Below are 10160 nucleotides of genomic sequence, written 5' to 3' on the forward strand. Positions count from 1 at the left end.
GCCTGCCGCGGCCCCGGCTACCGGCCGGCGTCGAACCCGGAGGCGATGACGCTCGCCACCTTGGTGGTGATGACGTCGACCGCCGGGCCATTCGCGCCGTGCGGCAGGATGATGTCGGCGTGGCGCTTGGTCGGCTCGATGAACTGCTTGTGCATCGGGCGCACCGTTTCCAGGTACTGGCCGACGATGCTCTCGAGCGAGCGGCCGCGCTCGGCGACATCGCGTTGCATGCGGCGGATGAAGCGGATGTCGGGCGCGGTGTCGACGAAGATCTTCAGCGACATCATGTCGCGCAGGTCGGCGTCGTACAGGGCGAACAGGCCTTCGATCACGATCACCGGCGCCGGCCTGACCGGGATGGTGCGGTCGGAGCGGTTGTCGATCGTGAAGTCGTACTCCGGCATCGCGATCGTCTCGCCGCCGCGCAGGGCGCGCACGTGCTGCACCAGCAGGGGCCAGTCGAACGCCTGCGGGTGGTCGTAGTTCTGCTTGCGGCGCACCTCCGGCGTGAGGTCGGACTGGTCGCGGTAGTAATCGTCCTGCATCACCACCGAGACCATGTCGGCGCCGAACGAAGCGAGCACCTGCTGGGACACCGTGGACTTGCCGCTGCCGCTGCCGCCGGCGACACCGATGATGAACGGGGGCATGAGGGACGAGGCAGGAAGGGACGTGGACGTGGACATAGGCGAGGAAATCAGCGGGGAAATAAGGGAGAAGATAAGGGACAAATTAAGAGAGAGAGAGACCGGCGGGGCCGCGGCATGCTCGATCATCCCCGCATGATACCGGAGCGGCGGCCGGTCCGACAGGGCCGGCTGGCCGGGGCGCCACGCCCGTGCACGGCAGTTTTACCCGGAAACGGTGCCAGGATGCCCGGTCCGGCGCCGTCGCCGCCGTGCCGCGGCCGCGCCGCTCATGGCAGCGCGCGGGCGGCGGCGCGCGCGCCGACATGGTGGCGCGCGGCCAGCAGCGCCAGCGCCTGCAGCGCCGCGCACACGAAGAAGGTGGCGCCCACGCGCCAGTCCTGCGGGGGCAGGTGGCTGGCGGCGCCCAGGATGCTGCTGCCCAGCAGCGGCATGACGACGAGGGCCAGGCTGCCGATCGATTGCAGGGAGCCCATCAGCTCTCCCTGTTCGCCGGGCCCGGACGACTTCGACAGGATGCCCTGCAGCGCCGGCCCGGCGGCGTAGGCGAGCAGGTTGCACAGGATGAAGGCGTACATCATCCAGCCCTGCGTCGCCAGCCCGTACAGCAGGTAGGCGACGGCGCCCGACCCGAGGCCCAGCAGCGTCAGGCGTACTTCGCCGAAGCGGCGGATCAGCACCGCCAGCAGCCCGGCCTGGACGGCCACCGAGCACAGGCCCACGCAGAACAGCGACAGGCCGTTCTCGCGCGGCGTCCAGCCGAAGCGGAAGGTGGTGAACAGCACCCAGGTCGATTGCAGCATCATCTGGGCGCACATCAGCAGCGTGTAGCAGACCAGCAGGCTGCGGATGTCCCGCCGGCGCGTCAGGCGCAGCAGGGCGCCGAACGGGTTGATGCGCTTCCAGGCGAACGCCGCGCGGCGCTCGCGCGGCAGCGATTCCGGCACGGCGACGAAACCGTACACGAAGTTCGCGGCCGACAGCGCGGCGGCCACGTAGAACGGCAGGTGCAGGTCCCGGTCGCCCAGCAGGCCGCCGAGCATCGGTCCGCAGATGAAGCCCAGGCCGAAGGCGGCGCCGATCTTGCCGAAGCTCCTGGCGCGGTTCTCGGGCGTGGAGACGTCGGAGGCATAGGCCGACGCCACCGACATGCTGGCCGACGAGGCGCCGCCGATGACGCGGCCCAGGAACAGCCAGGCCAGGCTGGGCGCCCAGGCGGTGGCGAGGAAGTTGACGCACATGCCGGCCATCGAGTACAGCAGCACCGGACGGCGTCCGATGCGGTCGCTGAGCGCGCCGACCATGGGCATGAACAGGAACTGCATCAGCCCGAAGGTGGCGCCGAGCACGCCGTACCACAGCGCCTGCTGTTCGCGCCCCTGCACGTAGTCGCCCACCAGCGCCGGCAGCACGGGCACGATCAGGCCGATGCCGAGCATGTCGACGAACACGCAGATGAGGACGAAGTTCAGGTTGCCGGGCGATGGCCGGGCAAGGAGCGCGCTGCTGGGCATGGGGCACCGTCGGGAAACGGAAAGGCGACCATGGTAGCACCGATTTCCCTGCCGGCATGACCGTCCCCACGCTGCGGCCACGGCGGCCACGTCGTATCCGGCCGCGCCACGACGACGTTCAGGCGTCGCCGGGTGCGCCGCTCCATTCCGCGGCGAACGTGTCGCGGAACGCCTCCAGCCAGGCCAGCCGGCGCTCGGCCAGCGCGCGCCCGGCGGCCGTCTGCATCATCCCCGGCAACCGGGCCAGCTTGACCGGGATGTGGTCGAGCGCATACGCCTTGTCGTCGAAGTCGCGGGCGCGGCCGAGCGGATCGGCCGGGTGCGCGAGGCCGCTGCCCATGCGGCCGGCGATGTAGAACATGCGCGCCAGCCCCACCGCGCCCAGGCCGTCGAGGCGGTCGGCATCCTGCACGATCCGCGCTTCCAGCGTGGCCGCCGGGATGGCGGCCGAGAAGCTGTGCGCCTCGATCGCATGGGCGACGGCGTCGAGCTTGTCGGCGGGGAAGCCCCGTTCGGCCAGCAGCCGGCGCGCCAGCTCGGCCGACAGGCGCGAGGCGGCGGCGCGGCGCGGGTCGTTCTTCGGCAGGTTCACCAGGTCGTGCAGGTAGCAGGCGGCCAGCACCACCAGGCGGTCGGCCTGCGGGTAGTCGGCCAGGATCGCCTCGGCGTTGCGGCGCACGCGCTCCAGGTGGCTGGCATCGTGGGCGCCGTCGTCGCCGGCGGCGTCGGCCGCCAGCGCCGCCAGGCGCGGCCGCCATGCGGCGAGCTGGTCGTGTTCAGGGAAGGTGGTGTGCGGCGGGTGCTGCATGGGCGGTGGTTCCGTCGTTGGTGAAGTCGGCGAGGGCGCGCTGCGACAGCGCGTCGGCGCGCCCGTTCTTGTGGCGCGGCACCCAGCGCAGTGTGGCGTGCGGCAGGCGGGCGAGCAACGTGCGCGCGCGCGTGCGCCAGGCGGCCAGCGCGGGCGCGGCGAAGGCGTCGGGGCCGGTGACGTCGTCGATCACGACGCGGCTGTCGCCGTAGATGGCCAGGTCGGTCGCGCCGTGCGCCAGTGCCGCCTCGAGCACGGCGACCAGCGCCTGGTACTCGGCGGCGCTGCTGTCGCCATGGCCGACGTCGCGCGCGATCTCGATCGTCGCGCCGTCGGGGCCGGCCAGCAGGGCGCCGATGCCGCAGCGGCCCGGATTGGGGCGGGCGGAGCCGTCGAACCAGGCACGCCAGGCGCTCGGCCGCCCGTCATGCCGCGCCTGGTGGCGCGCCCTGGCGGCGGCGTGCAGGGCGGCGCGCGCGGCCAGCCGTTCGGCGTCCCTGGCGCGCAGCGCCGCGCGCTGGGCCAGCAGCACGGCGAGCCCGGCCTGGCCGGCGCTGGCCGCGAGCGTGCGCCGCAGCGCCTCCTCGTCGGACAGGCCTTCGGCGCGCGCCAGGCGGCGGCTGGCGGCGCGCTCGGCCTTGAAGGCGGCCAGTTGCAGGTCCTGGTAGGCGGCGGAATCGTTCATGCCGGCAGGATAACCGATCGCGGCCGCTTGCGGGAGTGCCGGCGATGACAAGGCGCCGGCACGGCGTCGCGGCCCGGGCCGCGCCCGGGGCCGGTCAGCTCACCGGACCGGTGCGGACGGTGCGCTCAGCGGCGCCAGGCGTTGTCCGGGCGGTGGTCGTAGCGGTTCGGCACGCCGTCGCCGTCGCGATCGCGGTCGTAGCGGTTCGGGATGCCGTCGCGGTCCTCGTCGTGGCGCGGGCCGCGCGGACGCTCGTAGCGGTCCGGGATGCCGTCGCGGTCGCGGTCGCCGTAGCGCGGACCGCCGTAGCCCGGCCCGACGTAGCGGGGCGGATCGTAGCGGCGCTCGAAGCGGTCGGGCACGCCGTCGCGGTCGCGGTCCGGGCCGTACGGGGTCCAGGCGGCGGGGCGCAGGTACCAGCCGCCGTCGCGCGGGTACCAGGCCGGGGCGCTGTAGGCGTAGCCGGGGCGTGCGACGATCCAGTAACCCTGCGCCCACACGTGGCGGCGGCCGTTCCACTCCCAGTGGCCGGGCGCCCAGACGTAGCCGGCGCGCGGCGGCGGCACGCGTTCGTACAGCGGCGCGGGCGGCGCGGCCGTGATGAACAGGCTGACGTTGCTGGCGGCCATCGAGGCCGGGGCGGCGAGGGCGGTGCCGAGGGCGAACAGGGCGGTGAAAGCGATGCGTTTCATGGTCGTCTCCAAAGTCCGAAGTCGATTCGTCGGATGGAGGAACTATAGCGCGCAGGCCGGCGCAAAAGGCGGCTTGAAGCACATCCTTACAACTGAAACAGATCGGGGGAATGGTGTTGCGCGGGGAGGACGACGGGGAGCCGGCGGGGTGTGGCGCGACGGGGGTGGCCCGCCGCGCCGGGCGCCATCATGCGCGACCGCCGGCACTGCGTTCCGCGGCCAGCGACTGCGCCTTCTCGGCCGCGCTCATGCGCTTGGCGCTGACCTTCACGACGGCCATGCTGGTCGGCGTGGCGATGCTGTTCTCGACCACGGCGCCGGCGGCCTGCGCCGGCGGGCTCGTCTCGATGGCGATGCTGCCGACGACGGCGACGCCGAGGGAAAAGAGGAAGGCGGCTTCCATGTGCTTGAGGACGTTCATGATGTTCTCCTGTGGTGGGTGGGGACTGCGTCTGGTGTGTCGATGGTCGTACTGTAGCCACGCGCGCCGCGGGTCGCCAGCGGCGTGCGACGGGCCGTCGAAAACGCGGGCTGGAATGCATCCGCGCCGGCGCGAGCCGCCGCGCGCGCGGCCGCGTTTTCCGCTTCCCCCCGCTAGGCAGGCGCGGACATGGATGAGGGAGAGGCGGGATGATCGGAACGGTGCTCGGTGCCTGGACGGCGGGACGGACGCGCTGGCGGCGCGCGCGCAATCTGCGGGCCGGGGCGCGCCCGTCCGCCGCCGCACGGCAGGCGGCCGCGTCGGTCCGTCCGCGCACCCCATGGCGTGCGTCGCCGCTGGCCTGGCTGCTCGCGGCCAGCGCGTTGCTGGCCGTGCTCGGCGCCGTCGTCATCGCCCAGCACGCGCGCTGGCTGGCCGGCGCGGCCGGCACCCGGGCGCAGGCCGATGCGCGCCTGGCCGCGCTGCAGCCGCTGCTGCCGGGCGCGGCCTTCACCGTGCCGCAGGAGACCGGCGTGCGCGTCGAACGCCACGGCGCCGCGACGCTGCTGGTGCTGTCCGGCCTGCACGCCGAGCCGGCCCGGCGCATCGACCTGTGCGGGCAGATGCGCTATCCCACGCGCCCCGGCCGGCTGCTGGCGCTGCGCGCCGGCTGGCAGTTCGCCGACGTCGCCGCGCTGGCCGCGCGCAATGCGGCGTCGGATAGCCCGGTCGCGCTGCGCAACATCGTGCTGGCCGATGGCCCCATGCCGCGCATCGAGATCGGCGGCTGGGCCGCGCCGGATTTCCTGCAGCCGGGCACGCGCGGCCTGTCCTTGCGCTGGGACGGCATGCGCGCCGCATGGATCGGCGACGCCGGCGCGGTCCCCGCGGGCGCGAGCGGCGAGGCGGCGCTGAGCGGCGCCGGCTGGCTGCTGTGGGGCGACCAGGCGCTGCGCGTGCTGCGCCGGCCCGCCCGCGCCTGCGCCACGGCCGGCGAACTGGTGCTGCAGCTGTACCGGCCGGCGCCGGGGCGGCCGAAGACTGGGGCGACGACGGGGCCTACCACGGGGCCGGCGCTGGTGGCCGCCCTGGCGCCGGGCGCCGCCGCGGTCGAGCTGCGCCTGCCGGCCGGCGACTGGCGCGTGCCCGCCGGGCGGCCTGCCGCCGGCGAGGACCAGCAGCTGTTCGAGCGTCTCGCCGCGCGCGGGCTCGTGCGCCTGGGCGCCGGCGGCCTGGCCGAGCTGGCGCCGCCCGACCTGGCGGCCTGGCGCGCGCAGGGCGCGACGGGCTGGGACGGCGTCGCCGTCGACGACGACGCCAGGCGGCTGCTGGACCAGTTGTACCGCCGCGCCGACGGCGACTTCGTGCGCGAGCAGGTGCGCATCTTCAATGCCGAGCGCCGCCTGCTGGCCTGGCGCGTGCGCGGCGCCGACGAGCGCGACCGCCACGGCGCCTGGCGCGCCGAAGCCATGTCGGCGCAGGGGACGCCGGCCGGGCCGGTGCCGCTGGCCGACGACTTGCCGCCTGCCGCCGCGCGCCTGTTCGCGCGCCTGCCGGAAGGCTGGGCGCCGTGGCGCCGCATCGCGTCCTGGCCGGCGGCCAGCGGCGCCGCACGCCTGCGCCTGCAGCTCGATGCGCCGGCGCGCGCCGGCGACAGCATCCGCCTGATGCTGGCCGGGCGCCTGCTGGGCGTGACAAACGCCCAGCTGCGCGGCGCCCCGCGGGCGGCCTGCGACGGGCGCGCCTGCCGCGCCGCGGACGAGGTGCAGGACGTCGAACTGCTGCCGCTGCCGGGCGTGCGCGAGGTCGTGCTGGACGCGGCGCCGCTGGGCATGGCGGCGCTGGCGGCGCCCGGCGACGCGCGCTACCGCCACCTGGTGCTGCGCGACGGCCGCCTGGCCTGGCAGGCCTTGCCGGATGCGGGCGCGCGCGCCGCCGCCGGCGCGGCCGAGGTGGCGTTGCGCGACCGCGACGGCGCGCCGCTGTGGCAGGACGGCGCCCCGACCGAGGCGGCGCGCGCGGCCGGCCTGGCCACGCTGCTGGGCGTGCACGCCGGCCAGGACGGCGGGGTGGCCGGCATGCTGCGGCGCCTGGGCGGCGTGCGCCACGAGGCGCGCCTGACGCTGGACCTGGGCCTGCAGCGCGCGGCGCAGCAGGCGCTGGACTGCATCGGCATGCGCGGCGGCCAGTGGGATGGACAGGCCTGCAGCGGCGCCGGCGGCGTGCCGGACGGGCGCCAGGCCGGCATGGTCGTGCTGGACACGGAAACGGGCGCGATCCTGGCCGCGGCGGGCGCCGGCAACGGCCGGGTCGACGCCGCCAACTGGCGCGAGGCGCGCGACTTCGACCGCATCGACCCCGCCGCCAGTCCGCTGCGCCTGCCGGCCTGGCAGCACGACGGCGGCGCCGAGCGCAGCCCGGGGTCGACGTTCAAGATCGTCAGCGCCCTCGGCCTGGAACTGGCGGCGCAGGGCGACCGCGCGCTCGACGGCCTGCTCGCGGGCATGCCGCTGGCCGACATCAATGCGCTGGCGGCCCGGCGCGGCTTCGCCTTCCGTACCGACGCCCCGGTCTATCCGGTGGATGGCCGCGCGCGCATCACGAACTTCCGCGACCAGGGCCTGGACCGGCGCGCCCACGACGGCCGCCTGGGCGTGGCGCAGGCGCTGACCTACAGCCTGAATACCTGGTTCGCCTGGAGCGGGGAATTGTCCGACCGCAGCCTGCTGGGCCGGCCCGACGGCGGCGCGCCCGACCTGCAGCCGCTGGCGCCGGGCGCGCTGGACGCGGTGCGCCCGATCGTCGCGATGGCGCGCCGGGTCGGCTTCGGCCAGGCCTGGCGGCTCGACGGCGGCCTGCTGCCGGCGGACTATGCCTGGTCGGCCTGGGATGCGCTGCAGGCCAGCGCCGCCGGCATCGACCCCATCCACACGCGCCACGAACTGCGCCAGATGGCGATCGGGCTGCGCATGCAGGCGACGCCGCTGCAGATGGCGCTGGCGGCCGGCGCCGTCGGCCAGGGCCGTGCCGTGGCGCCGCACCTGCTGGCCGAACTGGACGGCAAGCCGGCGCGGCGCGCGCAGGGCGAGGCGCTGGGCGTGCGGCTGGACCGGATCCGCGCCGGCATGAAGGGCGTCGTCGACGGCGGCACGGCCGCGGGCGCCTTCCGCGGCGCCGACCTGGACGGCGTGCGCCGTGGCCTGTCCGGCAAGACCGGCACGGCGCCGGTCGGCGACGGCGCGCTGGCGACGGTCTGGTTCACCGGCTGGCTGGAGCCGGGCAGCTTGCCGCGCCAGCCGCACCGGCTCGCCGTCGCGGTGTTCGTCAGCCGTTCGCCGGGCACCGGCGGCGGCCATGCGGCGCCGGTGGCGGCCGCCGTGCTGCGCTTCCTGGCGCGGCGCCAGGGGCAAGACGCGAATTGACGGGTAAACCCGCCTCAGATGCGCGCCTAGGGTGGCTGTTTATGTGGCATGATTTGCTTCGGGGAACTGCGCTTGTGCAAATGCACGTTCCCTGGCGGCCCGGCACCCTGCGGTCCGCCGGCATTTCGACGAGGAAGACATGCGTTTGCCGGGCACCCGGTACCAGGAACCAGGTTGGGAAGACGTGCGCAAGCTGCTGGGCCAGTGTTCGCTGGTCGCGCTGCGCGCCTGCGATCCCGCGCACTGGCACGCCCCCGAGGGCCGCGCCGACGCGCTGGCGCGCTACGTCGAGCAGGCCGGCAGGGCGCTGCGGGCGCTGCGCGGCAGCGCGCGTGCCGCCGCGAGCGGCAACAGCTATGGCGACACCGTCGCGGAACTGGCCACCGGGCTGCTGTACGAGCTGCAGGCGCGGCCCGGCGACTGGGACGCGTTCTGCGCGGCCGCCGCCGATCCCGCGTGCTGGACGCCGGCGGGCGAGGGCCTGCTGCGCAAGAAGGTGAACGATATGTATGCGCTGCTGCGCGACAAGGTCGATGCCGACAATTACCAGGCCGCCTGCGGCCGCCCGTGCAGTCCGAACCGCATGTATGCCTACCGGATGCTGGACACGGCCCATGGCGAGATCGCGCGCCTGTTCGCCGGCTGGGAACAGCACCGCGCCCAGGTCGGCGCCATCCTCGGCCGCGCGCTGCACGCGGCGGGCGCGCCCATCGAGACCCGGCAACTGCGCTCGATCGCCGACTGCCGCCCCGAATGGGTGCTGCGCTGGAGCGAGACGCTGGAGGCGTTCGGCGGCGCGCCCGGTCCGCTGCACACGCGGTCGAAGCGCTTCGCCAGCCTGAAGTCGAACCCCGCCAGGATCGGCGCGATGCTGCGCGAGATCGGCGACTACGAGGCCCTGTCGGCCAACCGCGACCGCGACTGGCTGCAGGACCTGGACGACGCCTCGGCCTGGGTCGAGGATTACTGGCGCGTGCTGCAGGATGCGCACGACGCCGCCACGCCGGGACCGGACCGCATCCTGGAGGCCGCGCAGGACGAACTGGACGCCGGCGACGGGGAGCCGGCCGACGAGGCCGCGACGGACGTCGTCGTGGATCCGCTGCTGCGCGAGGTCGCCGCCGCCGTTTCACTTCCCCCCGGCTTCATGGAGGAGGCGGCCGCGGCGGAAAGCCGGGCCGCGAGCGGCCGCGTGGGGCGGCTGCTGGCGGACGACGGCCTGCCGGTGCGGCTGGCCGTGTATGCGCGGCTGCTGGGACCGGACGACGACGCCTATCCGGACGCCTGGCGCGATCCGGCCACGGGCGCGCTGCCGACGATGCAGCAACTGGCGGCGTTGGCGCGGGTTTCGCTGCCGACCTTGCGCAAGCGGCGCGACGCCGCCGTCGCGCGGTTGCAGGATGCGTTGGGAGCCGCGGCGACGCGGACGCAAACCAGGGAGGTTGCATGACGATGGAACATGAGATGGCGCGCCGGCTCGAAGACGGCCTGCTGCAGGGCCGCCGCAGGGCCGGCGACCGGCTGGTGCTGGACGACGCCACGCTGCGCGCGGCGCTCGACGGCAGCCGCCCGCTGACGCGTGGCGAGCGCGCCGCGCTGCAGGATTCGCCCCTGACGGCGCGCCGCCTGCGCCACCTGGCGCTGGAGCGGCGCGCCGCGGCCGCCGCCGGCGCGGCCGTTCCCGGCTGGCGCGGCAGCCGCGGCATGCTGCGCGCGGCCAGCAGCGGCGCCGCGCAGGCGCTGACGCTGGCGACCGACGACGGCTGGTGGACGCTGCATCTGGTGGGCGCCGGGACGGCGGGCGGCGCGTGGCGCGCCATCCTCCAGCTGGCGCCGCAGGCGCCGTTCGCGGCCGGCCTGATCGACGCGCAGGCGCCGCTGCGGGTGCTGGACGGCGCCGGCGCCACGCTGCTGGAAGGACGCCTCGATACCGACGGCGAATGCGAGGCGCCATGGCCGTTCGCGCTGGCG

At 75.2% G+C, this 10160-nt stretch carries 10 protein-coding genes; 4 read left to right on the forward strand and 6 right to left on the reverse strand.

Features of this window, described 5'->3' with window-relative positions; all coding sequences use genetic code 11:
• Window positions 1-17: 17 nt before the first annotated feature.
• Window positions 18-650, reverse strand: coding sequence for a uridine kinase (gene udk, locus QZ749_RS23670; RefSeq protein ID WP_296952367.1), 633 nt, complete (start codon window positions 648-650; stop codon window positions 18-20).
• Here udk and QZ749_RS23675 point away from each other — a divergent pair.
• A complete protein-coding gene (locus QZ749_RS23675; protein WP_296952371.1) occupies window positions 649-786 on the forward strand; it encodes a hypothetical protein in 138 nt (45 codons plus the stop codon). The genes udk and QZ749_RS23675 overlap by 2 nt on opposite strands.
• Window positions 787-916: 130 nt before the next feature.
• Here the strand turns inward: QZ749_RS23675 and QZ749_RS23680 are convergent, their stop codons facing one another.
• From QZ749_RS23680 to QZ749_RS23700, 5 genes are all read right to left on the reverse strand, one after another.
• Window positions 917-2161: a TCR/Tet family MFS transporter gene (locus tag QZ749_RS23680; RefSeq protein WP_296952374.1), complete on the reverse strand. Its 1245-nt coding sequence runs from the start codon at window positions 2159-2161 to the stop codon at window positions 917-919.
• A 118-nt stretch (window positions 2162-2279) separates the two neighbouring features.
• Window positions 2280-2969, reverse strand: a complete 690-nt coding sequence (locus QZ749_RS23685) for an HD domain-containing protein (protein WP_296952378.1) — start codon at window positions 2967-2969, stop codon at window positions 2280-2282.
• The gene (locus tag QZ749_RS23690) at window positions 2938-3654 is read right to left on the reverse strand and encodes a ribonuclease HI family protein (protein ID WP_296952379.1); all 717 of its coding nucleotides are present in this window, start codon (window positions 3652-3654) and stop codon (window positions 2938-2940) included. Before QZ749_RS23690 ends, QZ749_RS23685 begins: the two co-directional genes overlap by 32 nt.
• A gap of 125 nt (window positions 3655-3779) precedes the next feature.
• Window positions 3780-4346: a hypothetical protein gene (locus QZ749_RS23695; protein ID WP_296952380.1), complete on the reverse strand. Its 567-nt coding sequence runs from the start codon at window positions 4344-4346 to the stop codon at window positions 3780-3782.
• A 187-nt stretch (window positions 4347-4533) separates the two neighbouring features.
• A complete protein-coding gene (locus tag QZ749_RS23700) occupies window positions 4534-4767 on the reverse strand; it encodes a hypothetical protein (RefSeq protein WP_296952382.1) in 234 nt (77 codons plus the stop codon).
• A 209-nt stretch (window positions 4768-4976) separates the two neighbouring features.
• Between QZ749_RS23700 and QZ749_RS23705 the strand changes: the two genes are divergently transcribed.
• The 3 genes from QZ749_RS23705 to QZ749_RS23715 all read left to right on the forward strand — a co-directional run.
• Window positions 4977-8189, forward strand: coding sequence for a penicillin-binding transpeptidase domain-containing protein (locus QZ749_RS23705; protein ID WP_296952384.1), 3213 nt, complete (start codon window positions 4977-4979; stop codon window positions 8187-8189).
• A gap of 139 nt (window positions 8190-8328) precedes the next feature.
• Window positions 8329-9639 carry a hypothetical protein gene (locus QZ749_RS23710; RefSeq protein WP_296952388.1) on the forward strand — a complete coding sequence of 437 codons (1311 nt, stop codon included), beginning with the start codon at window positions 8329-8331 and terminating at the stop codon, window positions 9637-9639.
• Window positions 9636-10160, forward strand: a 525-nt coding sequence (locus tag QZ749_RS23715) for a hypothetical protein (protein WP_296952390.1), incomplete at its 3' end; no start/stop codon positions are given. The genes QZ749_RS23710 and QZ749_RS23715, both read left to right, overlap by 4 nt.

The organism is uncultured Massilia sp., assembly GCF_913773735.1.
Taxonomy (GTDB): Bacteria; Pseudomonadota; Gammaproteobacteria; order Burkholderiales; family Burkholderiaceae_D; genus Telluria.

What these genes read in the sequence shown, in the direction of transcription:
- QZ749_RS23695 (WP_296952380.1), bottom strand. Translation starts at nt 4,346, where the DNA reads ATGAAACGCATCGCTTTCACCGCCCTGTTCGCCCTCGGCACCGCCCTC.
- QZ749_RS23675 (WP_296952371.1), top strand. Translation starts at nt 649, where the DNA reads ATGAGGGACGAGGCAGGAAGGGACGTGGACGTGGACATAGGCGAGGAA.
- QZ749_RS23680 (WP_296952374.1), bottom strand. Translation starts at nt 2,161, where the DNA reads ATGCCCAGCAGCGCGCTCCTTGCCCGGCCATCGCCCGGCAACCTGAAC.
- QZ749_RS23700 (WP_296952382.1), bottom strand. Translation starts at nt 4,767, where the DNA reads ATGAACGTCCTCAAGCACATGGAAGCCGCCTTCCTCTTTTCCCTCGGC.
- QZ749_RS23705 (WP_296952384.1), top strand. Translation starts at nt 4,977, where the DNA reads ATGATCGGAACGGTGCTCGGTGCCTGGACGGCGGGACGGACGCGCTGG.
- udk (WP_296952367.1), bottom strand. Translation starts at nt 650, where the DNA reads ATGCCCCCGTTCATCATCGGTGTCGCCGGCGGCAGCGGCAGCGGCAAG.
- QZ749_RS23710 (WP_296952388.1), top strand. Translation starts at nt 8,329, where the DNA reads ATGCGTTTGCCGGGCACCCGGTACCAGGAACCAGGTTGGGAAGACGTG.
- QZ749_RS23685 (WP_296952378.1), bottom strand. Translation starts at nt 2,969, where the DNA reads ATGCAGCACCCGCCGCACACCACCTTCCCTGAACACGACCAGCTCGCC.
- QZ749_RS23690 (WP_296952379.1), bottom strand. Translation starts at nt 3,654, where the DNA reads ATGAACGATTCCGCCGCCTACCAGGACCTGCAACTGGCCGCCTTCAAG.